Annotated in this window: 20 protein-coding genes and 1 pseudogene; 20 read left to right on the top strand and 1 reads right to left on the bottom strand. The window is 65.6% G+C overall.

All coding sequences use genetic code 11. The features are described from left to right. Positions 1–95 precede the first annotated feature (95 nt). Complete coding sequence (locus HL671_RS10790) at positions 96–869, top strand: helix-turn-helix transcriptional regulator (RefSeq protein ID WP_172236385.1); 774 nt, start codon at positions 96–98, stop codon at positions 867–869. Positions 870–1,330: 461 nt separating this feature from the next. Then, positions 1,331–2,104: an outer membrane protein gene (locus HL671_RS10785; RefSeq protein ID WP_172236384.1), complete on the top strand. Its 774-nt coding sequence runs from the start codon at positions 1,331–1,333 to the stop codon at positions 2,102–2,104. Between the two features lie 169 nt (positions 2,105–2,273). On the opposite strand, the gene HL671_RS10780 is transcribed toward HL671_RS10785, so the two are convergent. Further along, a complete protein-coding gene (locus tag HL671_RS10780) occupies positions 2,274–2,609 on the bottom strand; it encodes a DUF3551 domain-containing protein (protein ID WP_012044552.1) in 336 nt (111 codons plus the stop codon). Positions 2,610–2,872: 263 nt separating this feature from the next. Between HL671_RS10780 and HL671_RS10775 the strand changes: the two genes are divergently transcribed. The 18 genes and pseudogenes from HL671_RS10775 (at position 2,873) to lpxA (ending at position 26,354) form a co-directional block, all read left to right on the top strand. Further along, positions 2,873–3,586, top strand: a complete 714-nt coding sequence (locus tag HL671_RS10775) for an outer membrane protein (RefSeq protein ID WP_172236383.1) — start codon at positions 2,873–2,875, stop codon at positions 3,584–3,586. 469 nt (positions 3,587–4,055) lie between these two features. Then, positions 4,056–7,577 (top strand): DNA polymerase III subunit alpha, encoded by a 3,522-nt coding sequence (dnaE, locus tag HL671_RS10770; RefSeq protein WP_012044550.1) that lies wholly within the window; start codon positions 4,056–4,058, stop codon positions 7,575–7,577. A 195-nt stretch (positions 7,578–7,772) separates the two neighbouring features. Next, positions 7,773–10,290, top strand: a pseudogene (locus tag HL671_RS10765) (caspase family protein). A gap of 147 nt (positions 10,291–10,437) precedes the next feature. Then, entirely contained in the window at positions 10,438–11,760 is a 1,323-nt protein-coding gene (locus HL671_RS10760) for a S1C family serine protease (protein WP_374050102.1), read from the top strand. Continuing rightward, positions 11,757–12,719, top strand: a complete 963-nt coding sequence (locus tag HL671_RS10755) for an FHA domain-containing protein (protein ID WP_172236382.1) — start codon at positions 11,757–11,759, stop codon at positions 12,717–12,719. Before HL671_RS10760 ends, HL671_RS10755 begins: the two co-directional genes overlap by 4 nt. Before the next feature lie 88 nt (positions 12,720–12,807). Beyond that, positions 12,808–13,329, top strand: a complete 522-nt coding sequence (locus tag HL671_RS10750) for a DUF2846 domain-containing protein (protein WP_246579460.1) — start codon at positions 12,808–12,810, stop codon at positions 13,327–13,329. A 154-nt stretch (positions 13,330–13,483) separates the two neighbouring features. Next, complete coding sequence (locus HL671_RS10745) at positions 13,484–14,476, top strand: 30S ribosomal protein S2 (RefSeq protein WP_012044545.1); 993 nt, start codon at positions 13,484–13,486, stop codon at positions 14,474–14,476. Between the two features lie 129 nt (positions 14,477–14,605). Beyond that, positions 14,606–15,529 carry a translation elongation factor Ts gene (tsf, locus tag HL671_RS10740; protein ID WP_041750803.1) on the top strand — a complete coding sequence of 308 codons (924 nt, stop codon included), beginning with the start codon at positions 14,606–14,608 and terminating at the stop codon, positions 15,527–15,529. A 73-nt stretch (positions 15,530–15,602) separates the two neighbouring features. After that, positions 15,603–16,319, top strand: a complete 717-nt coding sequence (gene pyrH / locus HL671_RS10735; protein ID WP_012044543.1) for a UMP kinase — start codon at positions 15,603–15,605, stop codon at positions 16,317–16,319. 166 nt (positions 16,320–16,485) lie between these two features. Next, positions 16,486–17,049 carry a ribosome recycling factor gene (gene frr, locus HL671_RS10730; RefSeq protein WP_012044542.1) on the top strand — a complete coding sequence of 188 codons (564 nt, stop codon included), beginning with the start codon at positions 16,486–16,488 and terminating at the stop codon, positions 17,047–17,049. A 12-nt stretch (positions 17,050–17,061) separates the two neighbouring features. After that, on the top strand, positions 17,062–17,817 hold the full coding sequence (locus HL671_RS10725; RefSeq protein WP_172236381.1) for an isoprenyl transferase: 756 nt from the start codon (positions 17,062–17,064) through the stop codon (positions 17,815–17,817). After that, complete coding sequence (locus HL671_RS10720) at positions 17,814–18,683, top strand: phosphatidate cytidylyltransferase (protein WP_172236380.1); 870 nt, start codon at positions 17,814–17,816, stop codon at positions 18,681–18,683. Before HL671_RS10725 ends, HL671_RS10720 begins: the two co-directional genes overlap by 4 nt. A 37-nt stretch (positions 18,684–18,720) precedes the next feature. Continuing rightward, a complete protein-coding gene (dxr, locus tag HL671_RS10715; protein ID WP_172236379.1) occupies positions 18,721–19,944 on the top strand; it encodes a 1-deoxy-D-xylulose-5-phosphate reductoisomerase in 1,224 nt (407 codons plus the stop codon). Between the two features lie 40 nt (positions 19,945–19,984). Beyond that, the gene (gene rseP / locus HL671_RS10710) at positions 19,985–21,136 is read left to right on the top strand and encodes an RIP metalloprotease RseP (RefSeq protein WP_012044538.1); all 1,152 of its coding nucleotides are present in this window, start codon (positions 19,985–19,987) and stop codon (positions 21,134–21,136) included. Positions 21,137–21,308: 172 nt separating this feature from the next. Next, positions 21,309–23,867 (top strand): outer membrane protein assembly factor BamA, encoded by a 2,559-nt coding sequence (gene bamA, locus HL671_RS10705; RefSeq protein WP_012044537.1) that lies wholly within the window; start codon positions 21,309–21,311, stop codon positions 23,865–23,867. Between the two features lie 118 nt (positions 23,868–23,985). Next, positions 23,986–25,053, top strand: coding sequence for a UDP-3-O-(3-hydroxymyristoyl)glucosamine N-acyltransferase (lpxD, locus tag HL671_RS10700; RefSeq protein WP_012044536.1), 1,068 nt, complete (start codon positions 23,986–23,988; stop codon positions 25,051–25,053). After that, complete coding sequence (gene fabZ, locus HL671_RS10695) at positions 25,053–25,511, top strand: 3-hydroxyacyl-ACP dehydratase FabZ (protein ID WP_172236378.1); 459 nt, start codon at positions 25,053–25,055, stop codon at positions 25,509–25,511. The genes lpxD and fabZ overlap by 1 nt, the downstream gene beginning before the upstream one ends. A gap of 33 nt (positions 25,512–25,544) precedes the next feature. Beyond that, the gene (gene lpxA / locus HL671_RS10690; RefSeq protein ID WP_012044534.1) at positions 25,545–26,354 is read left to right on the top strand and encodes an acyl-ACP--UDP-N-acetylglucosamine O-acyltransferase; all 810 of its coding nucleotides are present in this window, start codon (positions 25,545–25,547) and stop codon (positions 26,352–26,354) included. The last annotated feature ends 4 nt before the right edge of the window (positions 26,355–26,358 follow it).

The following is a 26,358-nucleotide window of genomic DNA, read 5'->3' as shown; positions in this document are numbered from 1 at the left end:
CCGAGCATGGCGGTCTATGCGTCGCGCAAGAAGACCTGGTATTATCCTAGGATTGCGGAAGCCCACTTTCGGAACGCGCTGGCGCGGGAACGCATATGAGTGATCCAAGGCATGCCGAACTCGGAAACTTCCTGCGCTCGCGGCGCGAGAGGCTGACGCCGCAAGCCGTCGGGCTTGCGACTGGACGGCGGCGGCGCACGGCCGGGCTGCGCCGGGAGGAGGTTGCCGAACTCGCTGGGATCGGTGTCGACTGGTACATCCGGCTCGAGCAGGGTCGCGCGGTGAAGCCGTCATCCGCGACCATCGATGCGCTGGCACGTGCCCTTCGCCTCAACCGAACGGAACATGCGCATCTCAAGGCGCTGGCGAGCAATCCCCTGCGCAAGCCGTTCGTGCGCGAGCAGGTGCCGGCCGGATTGCGCGAGCTGGTGCAGAGTCTGAACCAGCCCGCCTACATCTCCGGACGGCGATGGGACGTGTTGGCGTGGAACGCCGCGGCGGACGAGATCTTCGGGTTCTCACAGCTGGCCGACGACGAGCGCAACACGCTGCTGCTGATGCTGTGCGTGCCGGGCGTGCGCCGGCTGTTTGGTGCGCAATGGAAGGAGCTGGCGAAACGGATGGTCGCGCAGTTTCGCGCAACCTATGATCTGTGGGCGGGTGATCCTGCCTTCCTTGATCTGATCGCGCGGCTGCGACGCGGCAGTCGCGAATTTGAGGAGCTGTGGGCAGCTCACGATATCAACGGCCTGGTCGCCGGCGAGAAGCTGCTCGAACATCCGAAGAAGGGGCGTGTCAGGCTTCGCTACGCGACGTTCCAGGCCAATGACGATCCTGCGCTGAAGCTTGCGATCTACTACACGATTTGAGGGCTTCTACCGAACGAGCGGCGACGCGCTCGGTCGCTGAGTTCCGAGCTGCCGTGTAGTGAGCCACCATACAATCGTCGGTTTTGCGTATGATGATGCCAAGCATTCGCAAGGTGATCGGTTGTCGTGAAGAATTCACGACTGGGACCTCAAGGCGACGGTGATGTGACGCGGCGCGCCGTGATTTCGGCGACGATGTGCGTCTCGTATTGTGGCGTGCGCGCGACGCCGGCCACGACTCTTCCTTATATCCTGTTAGTTGTTTGTTCAGAGTGTCGCCAAGTCCTTTGAAAACAGGCGTTTGCGCCCAATCCCATAAAAGCCGGAAAGAACGCTTCTAATCTGCTCATCAAGTGATCTCGGTGAAGCGCGTTGCGAATGCACCGTCGCCTCGTCGCGCTGCATGTATTTGAGTCGGAACAGAGGGTTTGGGGACCTTGGGACAGAAGCTACGGAGTTCGATGATGAAAACGCTTTTCGGCGCAACGGTGGGACTCGGCGCGATCGCCGCGGCGACATCCGCCTTGGCTGCTGACCTTCAGATGAAGAAGGGTCCCTACACCAAGGCTCCACCTGCCGTGGTGGCGACGGTCTATGACTGGAGCGGCTTCTATGTCGGTTTCAACGCCGGTGGCGGTTCCAGCCGAGACTGCTGGAATCTGGTTCAGAACGCCAACGTCGTGGTCAACCCGGCGCTCAATCGCGAGGGCTGCTCCGGCGGCGGCGGTGCGGCCGTCGGTGGTCAGGTCGGCTATCGCTATCAGATGGCGAACTGGGTGTTCGGCGTCGAAGCGCAGGGCGACTGGGCCAACTTCAAGGGCACCAATCGCAACCTGATCCTGCCCAATGTCAGCGACCGTTCGCGGACCAACGGCTTCGGCCTGTTCACCGGCCAGGTCGGCTACGCCTTCGACAACATTCTGGGCTACATCAAGGGCGGTGCGGCGGTCGTCGGCGATCGCTACGACACCTTCACGACGAACACGAATGTCATGCTCGATCGGGCGAATACCACGCGGTGGGGCGGCACGATCGGTGCGGGTCTGGAATATGGCTTCGCGCCGAACTGGTCGGTCGGCGTCGAGTACGATCACATCTTCCTGGGCAACAAGAACCTGAACTTCGTCAACGCCGCTGGTGCAGCTGTGATGACTCATCGCATCAAGCAGGATGTCGACATCGGGCTCGTCAGATTGAACTACAAGTTCGGCCCGGGCTTCGGCATGATGCGCTGAGGCCGCTCGTCGAGCGGAGGCGAGCGACACGCCTGCCTCCGTCTCGATCCTGTTCGTCAGAGCATGATCCGGAAAGCGGAAACCGATTTTCCGAAAAGACCATGCTCAAGGAAGAAAGATCATGATGCGTTTCCGTGGGAGCGCAGCATGATTGCGATCGTCTTCGAACTCAGTCCTCTTCGAACACGAAGGGATTGGGCAGCGGCGCGTAGGGATTCGGGCGCGGGGGACGTGGCTTGATGCGCTGCCGGTTCGGATAGGGATACGGCGTTGCGCGCGGATCATCGCTGACGCCGGCAAAATAAGGATTGGCGATGCAAGCGAGCAGGCGTCCCGATGCAGTCGCTTGGCACTGCGCGTAGCTGTCGAAGGTGCAATTGCTCAAGCCGGGAAACTGATCGCCCTGCAGACAGAACGGATGCCTGATGCCAACCGCCTGCGCGGGCGCGTGGGCTGCGACCACAAGGCCGGCTGCAGCCAAGGTTGCGAAGAACACACCACGCATCACCGATCTCTCCTTCATCCCCTGATGTCCTGACCCGGCATACAGCATGCGAAGCAGTGCGCGCGAGCCGCTTCGTGTGTAGTCGGTCAGCTCCCGATTGCATATCAAAAAGTTCCATCAACACACTGTGATTACAGATTAATTTCCAGTCATGTCTGAGGCGCGTTCAGCAGCGCCCTGTGACATCATGGCTACAGCAATTGTGGCGCAGATCGTTAAGAGGTGCGGCTGGCCTGGGGGCCAAATGAGACGAGACTGGATTGATGAAGAAACTTCTGTTGACGACGACGGCGCTCGTGGTGCTGGCCTCGCCGGCGCTTGCCGCGGATCTCGCCGCGCGTCCCTACACGAAGGCGCCGCCGCCGGTGATGGCCGCGATCTATGACTGGAGCGGCTTCTACATCGGTGTGAACGGTGGCGGCGGCTGGACCCACAACACGTGGGATGTCGTTGGCGGCGGTCGCGAGGGCTCGCACGATTCGTCGGGCGGCACCATCGGCGGCCAAGTTGGCTATCGCTGGCAGATGGGTCAGTTCGTGTTCGGCGTCGAGGCGCAGGGCAACTGGGCGGACTTCTCCGGTGACAATCAGAGCGCGCTGTTCGGCACCCGCAACCGCACGAAGACCGATGCGTTCGGTCTGTTCACCGGCCAGGTCGGCTACGCCTTCAACAACGTGCTGGTCTACGCCAAGGGCGGTGCGGCCATCACCAGCAACACCTACACGATTACCAACGCCGCGACCGGCGCGTTCCTCGGTTCCAACGACAACACCCGTTGGGGCGGCGTCGTCGGTGCTGGCCTCGAATACGGCTTTGCGCCGAACTGGTCGCTGGGCGTCGAATACGACCATCTGTTCATGGATCGCCAGACCGTGAGCTTCGGCGCGCTCGGTTCCGACAGCATCAAGCAGGATGCTGACCTGTTCACGGCCCGCCTGAACTATCGATTCGGCGGCCCGGTCGCGACGCGGTACTGAGTCCTTTCCTCGGACCATCGGCCAAGTCATCGACCAAGTCACAAGCCCCGGCGATCGCGCCGGGGCTTTTTCTTGCGCGAGCGGGGCGGATTAACCACGTCTCGCTGCGGCCGGTCACCGTCGCCGGCGGCGCGCTTGACCTGAGAACAGAAAAGGAACATTGTTCTTCATATGTTCTAGCTCAGGGAGGGTCCCCATGCTGAAGGTTTTCGTCGAAGAAGCCGCCGCACTGGCGTCGATCACGCTGTTCGTCGGAATGATCGCGCTCTGGGCGCAAATCATTCCGCAGCTTTGATGTTTCTGATCGGGGCGGCTGGGGAAAAGCCGGACAGCGGCGGGAGCGGCCCGACTCGCACGGGCTGATCCGTTATCATCGGCAAGCGAGTCGACGAGGGAACCACCAGGCCCGGCCGTCGGCCCTCGCACCGCACTGATCCCCGGAAGTCCTCAGAGAAGTTGCAAGGCGAGCATGTCCAGCGCCGGATTCGTCCATCTCCATGTCCATTCCGCCTATTCGCTGCTGAAGGGCTCGATCAAGATCGGCAAGCTGGGCGAACTCGCCAAGGCCGACCGCCAGCCGGCGCTGGCGCTGACCGATACCGACAACATGTTCGGTGCGCTTGAATTCTCCGACAAGATGGCGGGCTATGGCATCCAGCCGATTGCCGGCTGCGAGCTCGCGATCGATTTTGGCGACATGGATCCCAATGCCCGCAACGCTGCGGCGGTGGCGCAGCCGTCGCGAATCGTGCTGCTGGCGGCGCGCGAGGAGGGCTATCGGCACCTGATGCGGCTGAACTCGCGGGCCTTCCTGGATACGCCGACGCACCAGGCGCCGCACATCAAGTTCGAATGGCTGCAGGAGGGTGTCGACGGCCTGATCGCGCTGACCGGCGGGCCTGATGGCCCGATTTCGCTCGCCATCCAGCACGACATGGCGGCGCTGGCGGGGCAGCGCTGCGAGCGGCTGGCGAGCCTGTTCGGCGACCGCCTCTATATCGAGCTGCAGCGTCATGGCACCGACCGCGAGCGCCGCGTCGAGGGCGGTCTGATCGACATCGCCTATGGTAAGGGCCTGCCGCTGGTCGCGACCAACGAGCCCTATTTCGCGACCGCCGATGACTATGAGGCGCATGACGCGCTGCTGTGTATCGCCGGCGGCCATCTCATCGCCGACACCGATCGGGTCCAGCTGACGCCCGACCATCGCTTCAAGACGCGGGCCGAGATGGCGGTCCTGTTCGCCGACATTCCGGAGGCGCTGGCCTCGACCGTCGAGATTGCCGAGCGCTGCTCGTATCGGCCGCGCACGCGCAAGCCGATCCTGCCGTTTTTCACCGTCGGCGCCGGCAGCGGGGCTGATGCCGTGGACGCGGCCAGCGCCGAGGCCGCCGAGCTCAAGCGGCAGGCGGAGGAGGGCCTGGCACGGCGTCTCAAGGTGCACGGCATGGCGCCGGGCATGACCGAGGAGGACTATCAGAAGCGGCTCGCTTTCGAGCTCGACGTCATCACCCGCATGAAATATGCGGGCTACTTCCTGATCGTGTCCGACTTCATCAAATGGGCCAAGGCGCACGGCATTCCGGTCGGACCGGGCCGCGGCTCTGGCGCCGGCTCCCTGGTCGCTTGGGTGCTGACCATCACCGACCTCGACCCGATGCGTTTCGCGCTGCTGTTCGAGCGCTTCCTCAATCCCGAGCGCGTGTCGATGCCGGACTTCGACATCGACTTCTGCCAGGACCGCCGCGGCGAGGTGATCTCCTACGTGCAGCAGCGCTACGGCCGCGATCAGGTGGCGCAGATCATCACCTTCGGTACGCTGCAGGCGCGCGGCGTGCTGCGTGACGTCGGCCGCGTGCTGCAGATGCCCTATGGCCAGGTCGACAAGCTCACCAAGCTGGTGCCGCAGAATCCGGCCGCGCCGGTGACGCTCGCCGCGGCGATCGAGGGCGAGCCGAAGCTGCAGGCGTTCCGCGACGAGGATCCCGTCGTGGCGCGCGCCTTTGACATCGCGATGCGCTTGGAAGGCCTGACGCGCCACGCCTCGACCCACGCCGCGGGCATCGTCATCGGCGACCGGCCGCTCAGCGAGCTGGTGCCGATGTATCGCGATCCGAAATCCGACATGCCGGTGACCCAGTTCAACATGAAATGGGTCGAGCCGGCCGGCCTCGTCAAATTCGACTTCCTCGGCCTGAAGACGTTGACCGTGCTCGACGTCGCGGTGAAGCTGTTGAAGCAGCGCGACGTCCATGTCGATCTCGCGACCTTGCCGATCGACGATGCGGCGAGCTACCAGATGCTGGCGCGCGGCGATGTGGTCGGCGTGTTCCAGGTTGAAAGTCAGGGCATGCGGCGGGCGCTGATCGACATGCGTCCGGACCGCTTCGAGGACATCATCGCGCTGGTTGCGCTGTATCGCCCCGGTCCGATGGCCAATATCCCGACCTATTGCGCCCGCAAGCACGGCGAGGAGGAAGCGGAGTATCTGCATCCGATCCTGGAGCCGATCCTCAAGGAAACGTTCGGCGTCATCATCTACCAGGAGCAGGTGATGCAGGTCGCGCAGCAGATGTCCGGCTATTCGCTCGGCGAAGCCGACCTGCTGCGTCGCGCCATGGGCAAGAAGATCCGCGCCGAAATGGACAAGCAGCGCGTCCGCTTCGTCGAGGGCGCCGTCAAGAACGGCGTGTCGAAGGACCAGGCCGACACCATCTTCGACCTGCTCGCCAAGTTCGCCGACTACGGCTTCAACAAGTCGCACGCCGCAGCCTACGCGTTGGTGTCCTACCACACCGCCTATATGAAGGCGCATTATCCGGTCGAGTTCATCGCGGCGTCGATGACGCTCGATCTGAACAACACCGACAAGCTGTCCGAATTCCGCGCCGAGGCGCAGCGCTTGGGCATCAAGGTCGAGCCGCCCTCGATCAACCGCTCGGGGCCGACCTTCGAGGTCAGCGGCAACACCATCTTCTACGCGCTCGCCGCGCTGAAGGGCGTCGGACCCCAGGCGATCGAGATGATCGTCGAGGCCCGCAACAAAGGCGGGCCGTTCACCTCGCTCGCGGACTTCGCCAGCCGGGTCAACCCGCGCGCGATCAACAAGCGCATCATCGAAACTCTGGCGGCAGCGGGCGCCTTCGACGTGCTCGACAAGAACCGCGCCCGCGTCTTCGCCGGCGCGGACGCCATCGTCGCGGCCTGCCAGCGCGCGCATGAAGCCGCGACCTCAGGCCAGAACGACATGTTCGGCAATGCCGCCGATGCGCCCGCGATCATCCTGCCGAACGTCGAGAACTGGCTGCCGGCGGAGCGTCTTCGGCGGGAATATGATGCGATCGGCTTCTTCCTCTCGGGCCATCCGCTCGACGACTATGCGGCGGCCTTGAAGCGGCTGCGGGTGCAGAGCTGGGCCGAGTTCTCCCGCGCGGTGAAGACCGGCGCGACCGCCGGCAAGGTCGCCGCAACAGTGGTGTCGCGCATGGAGCGCCGCACCAAGACCGGCAACAAGATGGGCATCATGGGCCTGTCGGATCCGACCGGTCATTTCGAGGCCGTGCTGTTCTCGGAAGGCCTGGCGCAATATCGCGACGTGCTCGAGCCGGGCGCCGCGGTGCTGCTGCAACTCGGCGCCGAGCTGCAGGGCGAGGATGTGCGCGCCCGCGTGCTGCATGCGGAGCCGCTCGACGATGCCGCCGCCAAGACGCAGCGCGGCCTGCGCATCTTCTTGCGCGACACCAAGCCGCTCGATTCCATCGTCAAGCGCCTGCAGGGGCCGGAGGCCGCGGCGAACGGCGCTGGTGGGCCTGCCAAGTCGGCCGCGCCGCCGCTCGCGCCGCGGGCCGGGGAGGGCGAGGTGTCGCTGGTGATGATGCTCGACCTCGAGACCGAGGTGGAGATGAAGCTGCCCGGGCGTTTCAAGGTTTCGCCACAAATCGCCGGCGCTATCAAGGCGGTGACCGGCGTGGTCGACGTGCAGCAGCTGTGAGCGAGCGGTCCGGTGGGCCGGGGGCTTCCGGATCGCGGAACGACGCGTAGCTGCGCTCAGGAATACGACGCGGAACCGCAGGGCGAGGAACCAAAAGGCTGCCCGTGGGCTGTACGGGCGTGCCCCCGTTCAACCGCCGTTCAGCCACGCGCGCGCTGAATCCGGGGCAGAATGCCTCGAAGGGCTTGAACCGTCATGCGCTGTTCAAAGATCGTCTGCTCTGTCTCGCTCTGCCTGCTCGCGCTGGCAGCTTCGCTCGTGTCTGCCGCGGCGCAGCAGCCCGCAACCGAGAAACGCATCGCGCTGGTCATCGGCAACGGCGCCTATGCCAAGGGCGCGCTGGCCACGGCCGCCAACGATGCCGGCTTGATCGCGCAGACGCTGCAGGCGGCGGGTTTCGACGTGGTCGGCGCCCGCGACCTCGACGGCGATACGCTGCGCAAGAGCTTTCGCGACTTCATTCACAAGGCGCAGTCGTCCGATGGCAACACCGTCGCGATGGTCTATCTCGCCGGCTACGGCATGCAGCTCGCCGGCGAGAATTATTTCATTCCGGTCGACGCCAATATCGCCAGCGACGTGGACATTCCGACCGAAGGCCTCCGCCTCAGCGACTACATCCGCCAGCTTGCCGCGACGCCGCTGAAGGCCGGCGTGGTCGTGCTCGACGCGGCTCGCCAGCAGCCCTTCATCGCCAGCGGGCCGACCCTGGCTGGCGGGTTGGCGCTGGTCGAGCCCGACAACAACATGCTGATCGCCTTCAACGCCGCGCCGGGCACGATCGCACCGAACGAGACCGGCTCCTACGGCGTCTATGCGCGCTCGCTGGCGGAGATGATCCGCACCGGCGGTCTGTCGCTGCCGGAGGTGTTCGACCGGCTGCGGCTGCGAGTCAATGAGGAGACCAAGGGCGCGCAGGTGCCGTGGGATGCGCAGAAGATCCAGGCGGCCGTCACCTTCTTCGAGCGGGGGCCGGACGCGCCGGCCGCGCAAGCCTCGCCCGAGCAGACGGCGGCGCTGCGCACGCGGCCGATCCGCGATCTGCCGGTGCAGGAGGCCTATGTGGCTGCGCTGGAGCGCGACACCCTTCAGGGCTACGAAGACTTTGTCGCAGCCTATCCGAGCGACCCGCTGGCGCGACGCGTGCGCGCGATTCTCGCGGCCCGCCGCGAGGCGCTGACCTGGCGTCGCACCTTTCGCACCGACAGCCCCGAGGCCTATTGGTCCTATCTGAAGCGCTATCCGAATGGCGCACATGCCGAGGACGCGCGACGGCGTTTGGCGATGCTGTCGGCGCTGCCGGCGCCGCCGCCGACCTTCGCCATGATCGAGTATGACGTACCGCCGCCGCCGCTCGATGAAGTCGTCTATATCGAGCGTCCGGCGCTGATGTTCTCGGATCCGGAGTTCGGCTTCGTGCCGCCGCCACCGCCGCCGGTCTATATCCTGCCGCCGCCGCCACCCGACTTCGTCGATCTGGCGCCGCCCTTTGCGTCGGTCGGCGTGTTCTTCCTGCCGCGGCCGGTGTTCGTGCCGATCCCGGTCTATTGCCGGCCGCCGGCGTTCGTTGCGCCGCCGCCGAACAACATCATCTACCAGAACATCCACAACACTGCGGTCATCAATACCGTGATCAATCGGCCGCCGCCAACGCCGCCGACCGCACCACCAGCGACGGGCCCGGCGGCCGCCGGGCCGGCCGCCGCGACGACGCCCGCCGTCGCCCTGGCGCCGGCGCTGCCGCCCGCAGCGGTGCAGCGGGCGACGTTGATCCAGCAGGGCAAGGCGCCATTGCCGGGCGCCGGCGCGGGACCTGGGGCCGGGCTCGGCGCCGGGGCAGGGCCGGGCGGCCATGGACCGGTTCCCAATTCGACACAAAGCGGCGTCGCTGGCACGCCGCCGACGCTGCCCGGTCGACCGGGGCCGGTCGCGCCTGCAGCGAATGCGCTGCCGATGCCTGGTCAGGGGGCACCTGCGATCCCGCCGGCCGGCAATGGCGGTCATGTGCGGACCCCGTTGCTGGCCGCGCCCGCACCGGGCCCGACGCAAGCTGCGCGACCGGCCGGCGGATCGCCGCCGCCGCAGTCGCCTGCGTCCGGGTTGCAGGCGAGCCGCACGCCGCCAGGCGCGGCGGCCGCGCCGGTCACGCCGGTCACGCCGCCGCCGGCGATGTCGCGTCCGGTCAGGCCTAACGCTGGTCCGCNAGTCGCCTGCGTCCGGGTTGCAGGCGAGCCGCACGCCGCCAGGCGCGGCGGCCGCGCCGGTCACGCCGGTCACGCCGCCGCCGGCGATGTCGCGTCCGGTCAGGCCTAACGCTGGTCCGCGCGCGCCTGAGGTACGGCCGCAACTGCAACAGGCCGCGCCGCCGCGCCGTGCCCCACCGCCGCCTGCGGCGGCCGCGCGCCTGAGCCAGCCGCCGGCTCCGCCTCGACCTCCGACGGCGCCGATGGTTCGCGCCGCGCCGGTCCACGCCGCGCCGCCGCCGATGATCCGTCCCGCGGGCCCGCCGCCGATGATGCGTCCCCCCGGGCCGCCGCCGATGGCGCGACCGGCTCCCCCACCGCCGATGGCGCGTCCCAGCCCGCCGCCGATGGCTGCCATGGCCCGGCCGCCGTCGCCCCCGCCGATGATGCGGCCCGCGGCGCCGCCGCCGCGGCCGGCTGCTCCGCCGGCGGCAGGCAAGCGATGTCCGCCGAACGTGCCGCATTGCTGAGTCGCATCGGGTGGTGGTGGCTCGGTTGCAAGGTCGGTCTGTTTTCGTTATTGGCCGGATTGCGGGCTGATCGAGCGTGTGACGCAGGACGTCGGCGGCCGCCGGCGTGTTGCGGGGGTTCGATTGGGACGCGGCTTTGTGAGGACTGTGTCGGCGCTGCTCTGGCGGGGCGTGATCGTCGCCGCTCTCGGCGCGATCGGCATCACCGGGGTGCCGTCAGGCGCAAGTGCGCAGGCGCTCGCTGGCGCGGACACCGTCTATGCCTCGGCTCCGCCGCGACTGCTGCAGATCCGCACCCTCCTGGCCGATGCCGGCCGCCAGACCTCGACCGGCTCCGGCTTTCTGGTCTCGGCAGACGGGCTTGCGATCACCAACTACCACGTGGTCTCCGACGCGGCGCTCGAGCCGAAGACCTATCGGCTCGAATATACCGGAGCAGATGGCACGCAGGGCGGCGTGACTCTGCTTGCGGTCGATCTGCCCAATGATCTCGCACTCGTGCGCGTCGACAAGCACGACGCGCCGTTCTTCACCTTCGACAAAGCGGCGCTCGAGGGCAGCCTGCCCAAGGGCGAGCGTCTCTATTCGCTCGGCAACCCGCTGGACCTCGGCTTTACCATCATCGAAGGGACCTATAACGGCCTCGTCGAGCACAGCTACAACGACCATATTCACTTCACCGGCGCGCTCAATCCCGGCATGAGCGGCGGTCCCGCCGTGAACGCCCAAGGGCAGGTGGTCGGCGTCAATGTCGCAACGCGACGCGGCGGTCAGCTGATCAGCTTTCTGGTGCCCGCCCGCTTCGCCGCCGCTCTGCTGATCCGCGGCAAGGACATCAGGCCGGAGGCCGCGGATCTGCGCAAGGACGTCGTTGCCCAGCTCGCCAGCTGGCGCGGCGCGATGTACAAATCCCTGGCCGAGGAAGGCTTCCATGATCGCGTGTTCGGCTCCTATCAGGCGCCGGAAACGCATGCGGCGTGGTTCGAATGCTGGGCCAGCACCAATGCCAGCGCCTCGCCGAAGCCGCGGGCCAGCATCAATTCGACCAGTTGCAAGGCCGATGCGAGCGTCTATGTCGCCTCCGACCTCAACACCGGTACGGTCGAAATCAATCATTCCTACGCGAAGTCGATCGACCTCAATCAGTTTCAATTCGCCACCGTGCTGACGCAGCTGGCGCAGCCGCGGCTGACCTTGGGCGGCACGTTCCGCAAATGGTACACGCCGCAGCACTGCCATGAGGATTTCGTCGGCATCGCACCGCCGGCTGATCACCCACCGCTGCGCGTGCTCTGGTGCGCGCAGGGCTATCGCGAGTTCGACGGCCTCTATGACGTCGCGGTTGTCGCGGTCACGCAGGACCGTGCCGACGAGGCGCTCGTCTCCCGCCTGAATCTGCAGGCGATCGCCTATGACGACGCGTTGCGGCTCGGCAGGAGCTTTCTCGAACGGCTGCAGGTCGCCCGATGATCTGGATCGAGATTCTCTCCAAGCATCGCGAGGTCGCCGGCCGCTTCCGCGTCGATGCGACGGAGATCAGCATCGGCCGTGGCTACGACAATCACGTCATTCTCGACGACCCCTACGTGGCCGCGCGCCATGTCCGGATCTTTCGCGACGCTGACGGGCGCCTCGTCGCCGAGGATCTCGGCAGCGCCAATGGGCTCTATCTCGACAGGAGCAGGAGCCGAAAGCCGCAGCTCGTTCTCGACGGCGTCCAGCCGATCCGCATCGGACAGACGCTGCTTCGGATCCGCGACGCCGCGCATGCCGTCGAGCCGGAGCGGCTGGTCGGATCTGAGCGCAGTGCGCTGCCCGTCGTGGCTGCCATCGGGCTCGGCGCGGCGCTGCTCGCCATCAACGCGATCACGGTGTGGTTTGCACAAACCTCCGAAGCGCATCTGTCCGACTATCTCGTGCCGTCGCTCACGATGGTCGGGGTCGTGGCGGCGTGGGTCGGCATATGGGCGCTGTTGGCACGGCTGTTTTCGGGACGCTCGCAGGTCCTGCGCCATCTCCTGATCGCCGAGGCCGGGCTCACGGCGTTCTGCATCTACAGCGAGTTTGCGCAGATTGCCGCGTTCGCCCTGACCTGGGCCGCCGTCTTCACCTATGGCTATGTGGTCTCCTGGACGGTCATTGCAGCCACGTGTTTTCTGCATCTGCGCGCGGTCGGGCGGACCCATCTGGTGGCCAAGGGCGTCGTGGTCGGCGTTCTGCTCGTGGTGGCCATCGCAGTCCAGACGCTGCAGCGGTCGGAGGCGTTCGCCAATTCGGGGCGGCCGAATGTCAGCCATGTGCTGATGCCGCCATCGCTGCGCCTGGTGCCGCTGCGGCAGGAGCAGGTCTTCTTCGACAGCGTCGCCGCATTGAAGGCGAAGCTCGACGCGGATCGGGCGGAGCTCAAAGCGCCCGGTGTGGAGCGCTGAGCACAGTCGCACTCTCTTTGTTGCCGGAGATTGCAAGGTTCCCGGTTCCCGTCATAGCCTTTGTCCGGGGTTTTACGGGGGTGGAAACATGAACAGGCGGGCGCTTCTGGGGCTTGGTGCGGCACTTCTGGTGTCTGGATGCCTCACGGGCAAGGAAGGCACGGAATATGCCGTCGTGTCGCAGAAGATCGGGGCGCCCCGGCCGGGCCATGCCCGGATCGTCATCATGAGCCTGAAGGATTCCTGGCTGGATCGCACCAATTGCGACGCCAAGGTGGACGGCGTGGCGCTGCCCCGTCTGCTGCCCGGGACCTATGCCTATGTCGACCGTCCCGCCGGTGCGCACCATGTCGTGGCCACCCAGCTGCTGTTTCCAGGCGAATCCTACCTCGATTTCACCACCGAGCCGGGCAAGACCTATTTCTACTCGATCAGGCCCAGCGAGCGGTCGAGGGCGATGCAGGGCGGGGGAATCGCGTTCGGCCTGGTGGGCATGGGCGTGATGGCCGCGGCCTCGTCAGGGGCCGACAACAAGGGGCCTGTTGACTTCGTTCCGCTCCAGGAGGGCCAGGCCAAGACCGCGCTCGCCGAGCTTCTGCAGGCGGAATAGGCCCATTTTCCTTGCGTTGCGCCAGAATCCGGCTATATAGCGCGCCATCTCACACGGAAACTTGGCTCTCCTAGAGGGCGTCCGGTGGCAAGCCGGGCCTTAACGGCCTGATTTTGCTCACGCGTTTCCGGAGGACTCAACCGGAGAATATCCAATGGCGCTGCCTGAATTCACGATGCGCCAGCTGCTTGAAGCTGGCGTGCACTTTGGTCACCAGTCTCACCGCTGGAATCCGAAAATGGCCGATTACATTTTCGGAGCCCGCAACAACATCCACATCATCGACCTCGCGCAGACCGTGCCGCTGCTGCACACGGCGCTGCAGGCCGTCAGCGATACCGTCGCCAAGGGCGGCCGTATCCTGTTCGTCGGCACCAAGCGCCAGGCGCAGGACAACGTCGCTGATGCGGCCAAGCGCTGCGCGCAGTATTTCGTCAATTCGCGCTGGCTCGGCGGTACGCTGACCAACTGGAAGACGATCTCGGCCTCGATCAAGCGCCTGCGTCACCTCGACGAGGTGCTGTCGTCGGGCGAGGCCAATTCCTACACCAAGAAGGAGCGCCTGACCCTGCAGCGCGAGCGCGACAAGCTCGATCGCTCGCTCGGTGGCATCAAGGACATGGGCGGTCTGCCCGACATGATCTTCGTGATCGACACCAACAAGGAAGACATCGCGATCCAGGAGGCCCAGCGCCTCAACATTCCGGTCGCCGCGATCGTCGACACTAACTGCGATCCGAAGGGCATCACCTACGTGGTTCCCGGCAATGACGACGCCGGCCGCGCCATTTCGCTGTATTGCGACCTGATCGCGCGCGCCGCCATCGACGGCATCTCGCGCGCCCAGGGCGAGCTCGGCATCGACATCGGCGCGTCCGCTGCGCCGCTCGAGGAAGAGCTCCCGGCTGCGACGGCCGCCTCGACGTTCCAGGGTCTGCCTGGTCCGCGCGGCACCGCCGACGATCTCAAGAAGCTCACCGGCGTGTCCGGTGCGATCGAGAAGAAGCTGAACGACCTCGGCATCTTCCACTTCTGGCAGCTCGCCGAGCTCGACCACGACACGGCGCACCAGATCGGCGAAGAAGTCGGTCTGCCGAGCCGGGCCGACGCCTGGGTCGCCCAGGCCAAGTCGCTCGCCGACGCCTAAGACGACACGACAAGAATCTGGCCGGCGTCGTACGCCGGCCATCGCGACTGAGATAGGTAGTTCCTGGCAGCGGACGGCGTCGAGCCATCCGCTGCGTCGCGCTTTGGACAGGCAAAAGGACGTTCAACAATGGCTAATATCACCGCAGCGATGGTGAAGGACCTGCGCGAGTCGACCGGCGCGGGCATGATGGATTGCAAGGCCGCGCTCACCGAGACCGGCGGCGACATGCAGGCTGCGCAGGATTGGCTGCGCAAGAAGGGCCTGTCGAAGGCCGCCAAGAAGGCGGGCCGCGTCGCGGCCGAGGGCCTGATCGGCGCGCTCACCTCGGGCAAGAAGGGCGTGGTCGTCGAGGTCAACTCGGAAACCGACTTCGTCGCGCGCAACGAGCACTTCCAGGGCCTGGTCAAGATGATCGCCCAGGTCGCGCTCGACGCCGGTGCCGATATCGAGAAGATCAAGGCCGCCAAGGTCGGCAGCATCACGGTCGAGGCCGCGATTGCCGATTCGATCGCGACCATCGGCGAGAACCAGACCTTGCGCCGCGCGGCCGCGCTCGAAGTGAGCGAGGGCGTGGTGTCGAGCTACGTCCACGGGGCCGTCATCGAGGGCGCCGGCAAGCTCGGCGTGATTGTCGCGCTGGAATCGCCCGGCAAGACCGACGAACTCGCGGCGCTGGGCCGTCAGCTCGCGATGCATGTCGCGGCCGCCAATCCGCAGGCGATCGATGCCGCCGGTCTCGATCCCGAGGTCGTCAAGCGTGAGAAGGACGTGCTCGCCGACAAATATCGCCAGCAGGGCAAGCCGGAAAACGTCATCGAGAAGATCGTCGAGTCCGGCCTGAAGACCTACTACAAGGAAGTCACCCTGCTCGAGCAGGCCTTCATCCATGACAGCGGCAAGTCGGTCGCACAGGCGCTGAAGGAAGCCGAAGGCAAGGTCGGCGGTCCGATCAAGGTTGCCGGTTTCGTCCGTTATGCCCTCGGTGAGGGCATCGAGAAGGAAGAGACCGACTTCGCAGCCGAAGTCGCCGCCGCCAGCGGCAAGAAGTAACGACTGAAGACAGGCACGATCCGGCGCGGTCTTCGCGCCGGATCTCAACGCGCGGATAGGGACATATTGGCACATGGCTGAGCCGGTCTATCGTCGCGTCGTGGTCAAGCTGTCCGGCGAGTATCTCGCGGGCCCTCACTCCTTCGGTATCGACCAGGCGACCGTCGACCGTATCGCCGACGACCTGATCGCGGCGCAAAAGCTCGGCATCGAGATCGCCGTCGTCGTCGGCGGCGGCAACATGGTGCGTGGCGTCGAGGTCTCGTCCCAGGGCGTGTCGCGCCCGACCGGCGACACGATGGGAATGCTTGCCACTGTGATGAACTGCCTCGCCTTGGAGGCCGCGATCCAGCGCAAGGGGGCCCCGGCACAGGCGCTGTCGGCCTTCGTGATGCCGCAGGTCTGCGAGCTGTTCACGCGCGCTGCGGCGCACAAGGCGCTCGCCGAGGGACGTATCGTCGTGCTCGGCGGCGGCACCGGCAATCCTTACTTTACGACCGACACCACGGCCGTGCTGCGGGCCGCCGAGATTGGCGCCCAGGCGGTGCTGAAGGCCACCAATGTCGACGGCGTCTACAGCGCCGATCCGAAGAAGGACCCGGCCGCCAAGCGCTTTGACCGGCTGACCCATTCCCAGGCCATCGAAGGCGGCTACAAGGTCATGGACGCGACCGCATTCGCGCTTGCCCGGGAAACATCGCTGCCTATCATTGTGTTCTCCATTGCCGAGCCCGGCGCGATCGGCGCGATGCTGCGGGGCGAAGGGCGCGGCACCATCGTCGCGGGGTGAGCGCTATACCGCCCGCTGCCGGTGTTGGACCGTGCCCAGGGCTGCGGTAGAAGCAGACGCGACACAGGAATTCGTCCGGGAATCGTCAGGTCCGGCCTTGGGCCTCCGTTCAGGAGGCCCGGCTCAGCCGGCCACGGTGCCCCGGGTTGCAGGAAAGGAAAGCGTGATGAGCACGGGCAATTTCGACCTCAACGAACTGAAGCGCCGCATGCAGGGCGCCACCCAGGCGCTGAAGCACGAACTCGGTGGTCTGCGGACCGGCCGCGCCTCGGCATCGATGGTGGAGCCGGTCCAGGTCGAGGCCTATGGTTCGCACATGCCGCTCAACCAGCTCGCCACCGTCTCTGTGCCCGAGCCGCGCCTGTTGTCGGTTCAGGTGTGGGACCGCACCATGGTCAAGGCGGTCGAGAAGGCGATCGTCGATTCCAATCTGGGCCTGTCGCCCGCCACCGAGGGCCAGGTGATCCGGCTGCGCATTCCCGAGCTCAATCAGGAGCGCCGCAAGGAACTGGTCAAGGTCGCGCATAAATATGCGGAAGCTGCCCGCGTCGCCGTCCGCCATGTCCGCCGCGACGGGCTCGACACGGTGAAGAAGCTCGAGAAGAATCACGAGATTTCGGAGGATGATCAGGAGCGGCTCGCGACCGACATCCAGAAGGCGACCGACAGCGTGATCTCCGAGATCGATCAGCTGTTGGCGGCGAAGGAAAAGGAAATCCTGACCGTCTGAAGGATGCTCCTGATGACCAAGGCCGCGGCCCCCATGACGGCGCCGGATCGATCCGACGGTCCGGCCCATGTTGCCATCATCATGGATGGCAATGGCCGCTGGGCTGCGGCGCGCGGACTGCCGCGGGCGGAGGGTCATCGCCGCGGCGTCGAGGCGCTGCGCCGGGTCGTGCGCGCCTCGCACGAGCTCGGTATTCGCTATCTCACCATATTTTCGTTCTCGTCCGAGAACTGGTCGCGGCCGGCGAGCGAGATCGGCGATCTGTTCGGCCTGCTGCGCCGCTTCATCCGCAATGACCTCGCCACGCTGCATCGCGATGGCGTGCGGGTCAGGGTGATTGGCGAGCGCGATGGCCTCGAGCCTGACATCTGCGCGCTGTTGAGCGAGGCTGAAGAGCTGACCCGCGGCAACACCAAGCTCACGCTGGTGGTCGCCTTCAATTACGGTTCCCGCCAGGAGATCGCGCGCGCGGCGCAGCGGCTGGCGCGCGAGGTCGCCGAGGGACGGCGCGATCCGGCCTCGATCGATGCCGACGCGATCGGCGCCCACCTCGATGCGCCCGATATTCCCGATCCTGACCTCATCATCCGCACCAGCGGCGAGCAGCGGCTGTCGAACTTCCTGATGTGGCAGGCCGCCTATAGCGAGCTCGTGTTCGTTCCCATGCACTGGCCCGATTTCGACAAGACCGCGCTCGAAGGCGCGATCGCCGAGTTCGGCCGGCGCGAACGCCGCTTCGGCGGCCTCGTGGCGAAAACAGCCTCGTGACCAAGCCCGACACCGCAGCCGTTGGTGATGCTGTGACGACCGCGCAGCCGAAAAAGGCCGCGCCGAGCAATCTTCTGCTCCGGATTGCGGCGGCTCTCGTCCTGGTGCCGCTGGCGCTGGGCGCAGCCTATGCCGGCGGCGTGTTCTGGACCGCCTTGGTCACCCTGGTCGCCGTCGGCCTGTATCTCGAATGGCTGATGGTGGTCGGCGAGGTCCGCGCCGTCCGCGTGAGCGTGATCGGCGCGCTGGCCATTGCGGCTGTCGGGGTCTGTCTCGCTTTCGGCCTGGTCGACGTCGCGGCGGTCGTGCTCGGACTGGGCCTCGCGCTCGTCGCGGCCCTGGCGGCCGGGCACCGCAGCTGGGCGGCGACCGGATTCATCTACGCCGCCGCGGCCGAGCTCGCCTCCGTGCTCGTTCGCCTCGACGTGACCGAGGGCTGGCACGCCTTGGTGCTGGTCTTCCTGGTCGTGTGGTCGAGCGATATCGGAGGCTATGTCGCGGGGCGTGGCATCGGCGGGCCGAAGCTCGCACCGCGGATCAGTCCAAACAAGACCTGGGCCGGCGCGATCGGCGGTTTCGGGACGAGCCTCCTCGCCGCAGCCTGTTGGGCGCTGGCCGGCGCCGGCGGCCTGATGGCTATGGTCGTGCTCGCAGCGGTGCTGTCGATCGTGTCGCAACTCGGGGACCTGTTCGAGTCCGCCGTGAAGCGGCACTTCGGCGTCAAGGACTCCAGTCACATCATCCCCGGCCATGGCGGTCTATTGGACCGTCTGGACGGCTATGTCGCGGCAATTGTCTTTGCCGCAATTCTCGGTTTGTTGCGCGGCGGCCTTGAAGGCGTCGGCCGCGGTCTTCTGGTTTGGTGACCGGCGTAGCTGACCGGTCGAAATCTTTGGTGAGAACATGAGCGCAGTGCCATTGCGGAACAACAAGGCTGGTCGCGCGGAGGTGCGCAGCATCACCGTGCTCGGCGCCACCGGCTCGATCGGCGAGTCGACCATGGACCTGCTGCGCGGTGCGCCCGAGCGCTATCGGGTCGAGGCGCTGACCGGCAACAGCAATGTGCAGGGGCTGGCCAAGCTCGCCCGCGAATTCAAGCCCGGCTTCGTGGCGGTTGCCGATCCGGCCCGGCTCAATGAGCTGCGCGATGCGCTGGTCGGCACCGGCATCGCATGCGGGGCGGGGGAGAGCGCCATCATCGAGGCGGCCGCGCGTCCCGCCGACTGGGTCATGGCCGCCGTGTCCGGCGCCGCCGGCCTGAAACCCGCTTTGGCCGCCGTCGACCGCGGCGCCACGGTGGCACTCGCCAACAAGGAATGCCTGGTCTGTGCGGGCGACTTCTTCATGCAACGCGCCGCGCAGGCCGGCGCCTGCATCCTGCCGGCCGATTCGGAGCACAATGCGCTGTTCCAGGCGCTGTCCTCGGGCAATCGCGAGGAGCTGGTGCGGGTGATCATCACCGCATCCGGTGGTCCGTTCCGAACCTGGGCCGCCGCCGATATCGAGCAGGCGACCCTGGCGCAGGCGCTGAAGCATCCGAACTGGAGCATGGGCCAGAAGATCACGATCGATTCGGCCTCCATGATGAACAAGGGCCTCGAAGTGATCGAGGCGTCCTACCTGTTCGCGCTGTCCCCGGACGAGATCGACGTGCTGGTGCATCCGCAGTCGATCGTCCACGGCATGGTCGAGTTCTCGGACCGGTCGGTGGTGGCGCAGCTCGGTGCCCCCGACATGCGCATCCCGATCGCCCATTGTCTGGGCTGGCCTGACCGGATCGCGGGACCGTCGGCCCGGCTTGATCTGGCCAAGATCGGCACGCTGACCTTCGAGGCGCCCGACTTCGTGCGGTTCCCCGGTCTGCGGCTGGCCTATGATTCGCTCCGCACCGGCCGCGGCGCCACCACGGTGTACAATGCGGCCAACGAGGTCGCGGTGGCGGCGTTTGCCGCCGGGCAGATCCGCTTCGGCGCGATCGCCCGGCTGGTCGAGGCCACGCTTGAGCATTGGACACGATCCGGTAATCAGGCACCTCTAACATCGGCGGACGACGCGATCGCCATTGACCATGATGCGCGAAAAACCGCCGCGGGGCTCTTGCCTCAAATCGCCGCAAAAGCATCTTAAAGGGTTCGACGGGTCTCCGGGCCCACGGGAAGGGAAGCGGATGTCCGAGTTTTTCCACCATATCTTCAATACGTTGAGCAACGGCCTTCTCGGCTATATCGTCCCGTTCCTGTTCGTGCTGACGATCGTGGTGTTCTTCCACGAACTCGGCCACTTCCTGATCGCGCGCTGGGCGGGCGTGAAGGTGCTAACGTTTTCGCTCGGATTTGGTCCGGAACTGATCGGTTTCAACGACCGCCACAACACCCGCTGGAAGATCTCCGCGATCCCGCTCGGCGGCTATGTAAAGTTCTTCGGCGACGAATCCGAGGCCTCGACACCGTCGGCCGAGGCGCTGGCCAAGATGACGCCGCAGGAGCGCGCCGACAGCTTCCACCACAAGACGGTCGGCCAGCGCGCCGCGATCGTCGCGGCCGGCCCGATCGCCAATTTCATCCTCGCCGTGATCATCTTCGCCGGCATGGCGCTGTATTTCGGCAAGCCGAACACCACGCCGCGGGTCGACGCGGTGCAGCCGGACAGCGTCGCGGCGGCGGCCGGCTTCAAGAATGGTGACGTTATCGCCGCCATTGACGGCCGGCCGATTGAGACCTTCGCCGACATGCAGCGGGTGGTGTCGGTCAGCGCCGGCTCGGAATTGTCGTTTCTGATCAAGCGCGACGGCACGGAACTGACCCTGAAGGCCACCCCGGCGCTGAAGGAGGTCAAGGATCTGTTCGGCAACAGCCACCGGATCGGCGTGCTCGGCATTCAGTACAATGCCAAGCCGGACGAATCGCGCTCGATCCCGGTCGGGTTCTTCGAATCGATCAAGATCGGCTTCGAGCAGGTCTGGTTCATCATCGCGACAACCTTCAAGTTCATCGCGTCATTGTTCGCGGGAGCCGGGAGCGCCGGCGATGTCGGCGGTCCGATCCGAATCGCACAACTCTCCGGGCAGGCTGCGAGCCTTGGTTTCCAATTCGTTGTGCAGCTGTGTGCGACCCTGTCGGTCTCCATCGGCCTGTTGAACCTGTTCCCGGTTCCTCTGCTCGATGGCGGGCACCTGCTGTTTTACGGGGTTGAAGCGGTCCGCGGCCGTCCGCTGTCCGAGCGGGCGCAGGAAATGGGGTTCCGAATCGGCCTGGGGCTGGTTCTGATGCTGATGGTGTTCGCGACCTACAACGATATTCTGCACCTCGCCGGGTCGTGATCACGGCCATTTTAAGACGTGGCGGATGGGCAACGTTTTGAAACGAATTTGAAAATTCGGAGAAATCCGGCGTTTGCCGTCGGGTTCAAATTGGCTACAAGCGAACGACAAATGGGAATCTGTCGGTTCGGTAGGGGTACTGAACCGGCATCGGGATAAGGGCGCGTAGCGCATGAAGTTCGGATTGCGGGTGCGGGGGGGCATGCTGGCCACCCTAATCATGTTCGCCGTTCCGGTGGCTCTGCCGCTGGCGAATGTGATGATGTCGTCGCCAGCCGCCGCACAGTCGGTCAATGCGATCGAAGTTGTCGGCAACCGTCGCGTCGAGGTGGAGACCATCCGCTCGTATTTCAAGCCGGGTCCGGGCGGCACGCTTGATGCCGGCCGCGTTGACGACGGCCTCAAGGCCCTGATCGAGACCGGCTTGTTCTCGGATGTGAAGATCAACCGCCAGGGCGGACGCCTGGTCGTGACCGTGGTGGAAAACCCGGTGATCGGCCGCGTCGCCTTCGAGGGCAACAAGAAGGTCAAGGACGAGCAGCTCCAAGCCGAGGTCCAGTCGAAGCCGCGCGGCACCCTGTCGCGGCCGATGGTCCAGTCGGATGCGCAGCGCATCGCCGAGATCTATCGCCGGTCCGGCCGTTACGACGTGCGCGTCACGCCGGAAATGATCGAGCAGCCGAACAACCGCGTCGACCTGATCTTCACGGTCGAGGAAGGTGCCAAGACCGGCGTGAAGTCGATCGAGTTCGTCGGCAACAACGCGTTCTCGTCCTACCGTCTGAAGGACGTCATCAAGACGCACGAGACCAATCTTTTAAGCTTCCTCGGCTCCGGCGACGTCTACGATCCGGACCGTGTCGAGGCCGACCGCGATCTCATCCGCCGCTTTTACCTCAAGAACGGCTACGCCGACGTGCAGGTCGTCGCCGCGCTCACCGAATATGATCCGGAGCGCAAGGGCTTCCTGGTCACCTTCAAGATCGAGGAAGGCCAGCAATATCGGGTCGGTTCGGTCGACTTCCAGTCGACGATCCCGACGCTCGACCCCAATTCGCTGCGCACGTTCTCGCGGGTGAATGTCGGTTCGCTCTACAACGTCGAAAGCCTCGAAAAGTCGGTCGAAGAGATGCAGATCGAGGCCTCGCGGCGCGGCTATGCCTTCGCCGTGGTGCGGCCGCGTGGCGACCGTAATTTCGAGGCCCACACCGTCTCGGTGGTGTTCGCCATCGACGAGGGCCCGCGCACCTATATCGAGCGCATCAATATCCGCGGCAACACCCGCACCCGCGATTACGTCATTCGTCGCGAGTTCGATATCTCCGAGGGCGACGCCTATAACCGTGCGCTGGTCGACCGGGCCGAGCGCCGCCTGAAGAATCTCGACTTCTTCAAGGACGTGAAGATCACGACCGAGCCGGGCTCCTCGAGCGACCGCGTCATCCTGGTCGTCAATCTCGAAGAGAAATCGACCGGTGACTTCTCGATCTCCGGCGGCTATTCGACCACCGATGGCGCGCTGGCCGAGGTGTCGATCTCGGAGCGCAACTTCCTGGGCCGCGGTTTGTTCGCCAAGGCCTCCGTCACCTACGGTCAGTTCGCCCGTGGCTACTCGCTGTCCTTTGTCGAGCCCTATCTGCTCGACTACCGGGTGGCGCTCGGCCTCGACCTCTATCAGCGTCAGCAGCTGGCCAACAACTTCATCTCCTACGGCACCAAGACGCTCGGCTTCAGCCCGCGGCTCGGCTTCCAGCTGCGCGAGGATCTGTCGCTGCAGCTGCGCTACTCGATCTACCGCCAGGAGATCACGCTACCGGCGACGCTGTCGGACTGTAACAACCTGACCGCCGGTACCCTGATCGGCAACCGCTTCGTGCCGTTCAACCCGACGCCTGCGTTTATCAATGCCAATGGCGGCGTCGATCCGACCGGCAATAACGGCCTGGGCTGCTTCGCCAACGGCGAGGCGTCGCTGCCGGTCCGCCAGGAGCTGGCGAAGGGCGCGACCCTGACCTCGGCGCTGGGCTACACGCTCAACTACAACACGCTGGACAACAACAAGAACCCGACCGACGGCCTGCTCATCGACTTCAAGCAGGACTTCGCGGGTGTTGGCGGCGACGTGTCGTACCTGAAGACCGCGTTCGATGCGAAGTACTTCACCCCGCTGGTGTCGGACATCGTCAGCATCGTCCATCTGCAGGGCGGTATCCTGAACAAGATCGGCAACACGCAGCTGCGCATGCTCGATCACTTCCAGATGGGCCCGAATCTGGTCCGCGGCTTCGCCCCGAACGGCATCGGTCCGCGTGACATCAACCCGTTCGGCACGCAGGACGCGCTGGGCGGCACCAAGTACTGGGGTGCTTCGCTCGAACTGCAGATGCCGTTCTGGTTCCTGCCCAAGGAAGTGGGTCTGAAGGGTGCGGTCTATGCCGACGCCGGCGGGCTCTGGGGCTATCAGGGACCGACGTCGTGGGCCCAGACCGGCGAGGTCAATGTGGCCGGCTGTCGGGCACCGACGCGAGCCACGGGAACCGTGCCTGCCAATGCCGGCACCTGCCTCGGACTGCAGTTCGACGACCAGAACAAGGTCCGCAGCTCGGTCGGTGTGGGTCTGGTGTGGGCGTCGCCGTTCGGACCGCTGCGCTTCGACTACGCGATCCCGCTCACCAAGGGGCAGTTCGACCGGACCCAGGAATTCCGCTTCGGTGGTGGCACGTCGTTCTAAGACGGCTGTTGCGGCCCGATCCGGATTGGCGTAGGCCGACCGTGACGGTGTAAGAGGATGGAGCTCGGTTCCGGGAGACGGAGCCGAGCTCTGACTTTTTGTCCTGAGAGTGCGACGGATGGCCCAGCCGAGCTTTTTTCAATCTCCACCTCCCACGACCCTCGCGGCGATCGCTGCGGCGGCCAATGCCACGCTGGTCGATGCCTCCCGGGGCGAGCAGGTGATCACGGGACTGGCGGCGCTCGATGAGGCCGGTCCGATGCATCTCGCCTTTTTCGACAATCTCAAATACGCCGACCAGTTGGCGATGACGAAAGCGGGCGCCTGTCTGGTCAGCCCACGCTTCGAGGCGCGGGTGCCGTCCCATGTCGCCGTCGTCAGGGCCAATCAGCCGTTCCGGGCCTTCGTGCAACTCGCGCGCACGATGCACGCCGACGCGCTGCGTCCTCAATCCTGGTTCGGGTGCGACGGGATTTCGTCACAAGCGATCATCGATCCCAGCGCGCGCCTGGAGGACGGCGTCGTCGTCGAGCCGCTGGCCGTGATCGGCGCTCATGTCGAGATCGGGGCGGGGACCATCGTCGGCGCCGGAGCGGTGATCGGCCCGCACGTCAAGATCGGGCGCGACTGCAATGTCGGCGCTCGCACCGTCATCCAATGCGCGCTGATCGGCAATGACGTGCTGATCCATCCGGCCTGCGCGATCGGCCAGGACGGCTATGGCTTCATCTTCTTCGGCCCAGGTGGCCATGTGAAAGTGCCGCAGACGGGGCGGGTGATCATCCAGAATCATGTCGAAATCGGTGCCGGCACGACGATCGATCGCGGCAGTCTGCGCGACACAGTGATCGGCGAGGGCACCAAAATCGACAATCAGGTCCAGATCGGCCACAATGTCACGATCGGGCGGCATTGCCTCCTGGCAGCCCAGATCGGGCTGGCGGGGAGCCTCACGATCGGCGACAACGTCGCGCTTGGGGCAAAGGTCGGCATCAACAACCACCTGACGATCGGTGACGGGGCGCAGGTGACCGCGATGAGCGGCGTCAAGGACGACATCCCGCCGAATGGCCGGTGGGGCGGGTTCTTCGCCAAGCCGACCAAACAGTGGTTCCGCGAGATCGTCGCGGTGGAACGGCTGGTGCGCGATCAGACGGCGACGAACAAGGACGAAGGACAGGAGTGATGGAGGAGTCACCCATCAGGTTTGCGGACGTCGACATCAACGAGATTCTCAAGACACTTCCGCACCGTTATCCGTTTCTCCTGATCGACCGCGTGAAGAACATCCGCGCCGACTACAGCGGCATCGGCGTCAAGAACGTTTCGATCGGAGAGCCCTGCTTCCAGGGCCATTTCCCGGAGCGGCCGGTCTATCCGGGCGTGCTGATGATCGAGGGCATGGCGCAGACGGCGGGCGTGATCGGCATCAAGTCGGTCGAGGGCACGGAAAAGCCGCGCGCGGTGTATTTTCTGACCATCGATAAGTGCAAATTCCGCAAGCCGGTGCTGCCGGGCCAGACCATCGAATATCACATGCGCTCGATCGGGCGGCGCAAGACGATGTGGTGGTTTCACGGTGACGCCAAGGTCGACGGGACAGTCGTCGCCGAGGCCGATGTCGGCGCCATGCTGACCGACTGACGTGCGTGCTGGTAGAGAGTTGATTGCGTCGAGATGAGCAAGATTGATCCCACCGCGCGCGTCGAGGACGGCGCCGTCATCGGCGAGGGCACCGTCATCGGTCCCTTCTGCGTCATCGGCCCACACGTCGTCATCGGGGCGAATTGCAAGCTGATCAGCCACGTCCAGATCATGGGCCACACCACGATCGGCGACGACAATGTGATCTCGCCCTTCGTGGTGCTGGGCGGCGCGCCGCAGGATCTGAGCTATCGCGGCGAGCCGCACCGGCTCGTGATCGGCTCCGGCTGCACCTTCCGCGAAGGCGTGACGATGAACATCGGCACCACCAAGGGCGGCGGGTTGACCAAGGTCGGCGATGGCGGGTTCTTCATGAACAACGCCCATGTCGCCCATGATTGCGTGGTCGGCAACAACGTCATTTTCGCCACCTCGGCGACGCTCGGCGGTCATGTCGAGGTCGGCGATTCCGTCTATATCGGCGGCCTGTCGGCAGTGCATCAGTTCACCCGGATCGGCCATGGCGTGATGGTCGGCGGCGTCTGCGGCGTGCGCGGCGACATCATTCCGTACGGTCTGGTCAACGGCCAGTATGCCGCGCTCGAAGGCCTCAACATCATCGGCATGAAGCGCCGCAAGTTCACCCGCGAACGGCTCGCGACGGTCCGCGCCTTTTATCAGAAGCTGTTCCACGGCCCCGGCGTGTTCGCCGATCGGCTTGCGGCCGTGCGTCCGATGGCGGGAGATGATCCGGCCATCGGCGAGATCCTGTCCTTCATCGACGGTGGTCGACATCGCGCGCTCTGCCTGCCCGAGATCGGCAGACCGGCTGCGGAGCTTTGACCGA

Origin of the sequence: Bradyrhizobium denitrificans, from assembly GCF_013179005.1 — a bacterium.
Taxonomy (GTDB): Bacteria; Pseudomonadota; Alphaproteobacteria; order Rhizobiales; family Xanthobacteraceae; genus Bradyrhizobium; species Bradyrhizobium denitrificans.
Note: the sequence above shows the minus strand (reverse complement) of the source record. Positions and strands in the feature narration are given on the sequence as shown.